This window comes from Halorubrum sp. SP3 (genome assembly GCF_005435195.1).
Classification (GTDB): Archaea; Halobacteriota; Halobacteria; order Halobacteriales; family Haloferacaceae; genus Halorubrum; species Halorubrum sodomense.
Genome location: NZ_SGTU01000076.1, coordinates 1 through 1571, shown reverse-complemented (window position 1 = coordinate 1571; position 1571 = coordinate 1). Strand labels below are relative to the sequence as shown.

Sequence of the window (1571 nt, the reverse complement as noted above, 5' to 3'; positions counted from 1 at the left end):
GGTGATGGTCGGTGGGGCTGGTGATGTCGACGATTCGGTTATGGATCGGATCAAGCGGACTGAAAACATCAAATGGAAGGGATTTGTTGATGAAGATGAAAAACTCAAAATTTTGTCACGATGTACCGCCGTCGTATTTAATGGACACAATGAAGACTTCGGTATAGTGCCAATTGAGGCGAATGCGAGTGGAAAGCCGGTAGTTTCGATAAACGACGGGTTTCCTGGGGCATTCATCACTGAAAACGAGAATGGCACGCTCCATGACGGAACAAAAAACGGAATCAAGCAAGCGATCGTTCGGACAACCCAGACAGAATTCTCAAAACCACTGGAGACATACGTGTCAGAATTTTCATATATGCGGTTCTCTGAAAACATCAGAAAAAACATAAAATTATATTATGATAGTTTCCAAACTATTCAGAGGTAATAAATACACCGAGGAGTAAAATGGTTGGGAGAGACTAGGTTTATTGGCAAAATTTTCAAATAGTTTATGAATTAAGGCATTATCTATAAATATTGAACATAATTATATAGAAATAAACCTCGAGTCGACATATTCACCACCCACCGCTGTTTGTTTGTCTGTCCTAATAGCGTTATTCGACAGTTCGTTACGATAAAATAAGTGAGGAGGGCACTACATATCAGATAATATCTAGAAATCTAATAAGATACGATTGACACATCTGGTGAGTAGTATTAACTTCATACATATAACTTAAATATACTTCTTGGCCATCACATCTATCAAAATATCTATATCAGACCAAAGGCCAAACATTCGTACAATTCCTCCAACTGCTTCGTACAGCGGGTACAATAATAAGAACGATCGGCGGCCAGAGACGGAGGCAGCAAGGGGTGCGTCGCGGACATACTGATGGAAGGGCACAACAAGAAGGATTAGTGATAATAAGGCCAGAACAGGCAGGACAATCGAGGTGAGCCCTACTACAACAAATGTGGTCCAAAACATCGGTCCTCGAACTTCCCAGAGGTTGAATTCCTCCGGATTGTTCTTGTACTGGCGGATGTGTGACCGTGTTGAGTCGTACTTCCTATAAAGAACAGGTCTGAGCGCTGTCGGGAAGTTTGATTCGACGCCGGCCTCGTCGAGATACGCGACCGACCAGTCCAGTCGCTGTGCTCGCTGTTTCAGTTCCTGAACTTCGGCACCAATCATCTCCTTGTCGAACGCACCCGAGTCGACGAATGCCTGCGTGTCGCACGCGAAACAGGCACCACCGTACCATGTACTTCGTCCCTTGAGCTTCCCGACCTGTGCGGCGGCGGGATGAAGATAGCTCGTGTTTTTCACCTCAATCTTCCCGAACACCAACGAGTAGCCGCCTATGAGTTTTGATTGAATCCGCTGAAGACTGTTTGGAATAAGTCTCGAATCAGCGTCGATTCGCACAAAGTATTCCCCTCTAGCGGCTTCAACTAGCCGGTTACAAGTTCCTATTATCCCCCGGTTCGTGTCGTTCTTAACCGTTCGCAATTCTGGTATCATCTGATCTAATTGTTCGAGGATCTGTGGTGTGGCATCCGTCGAACAGTCG

2 protein-coding genes are annotated in these 1571 nt (G+C 45.1%); one reads left to right on the top strand and one right to left on the bottom strand.

Going from position 1 to position 1571, the window contains the following annotated elements; translation table 11 throughout:
* Nucleotides 1–433, top strand: a 433-nt coding sequence (locus EXE42_RS20300; RefSeq protein ID WP_241988408.1) for a glycosyltransferase, incomplete at its 5' end; no start/stop codon positions are given.
* 294 nt (nucleotides 434–727) lie between these two features.
* Here the strand turns inward: EXE42_RS20300 and EXE42_RS15355 are convergent.
* Nucleotides 728–1571: glycosyltransferase family 2 protein (locus EXE42_RS15355; protein ID WP_137706894.1), on the bottom strand; the 844-nt coding region annotated here is incomplete at its 5' end.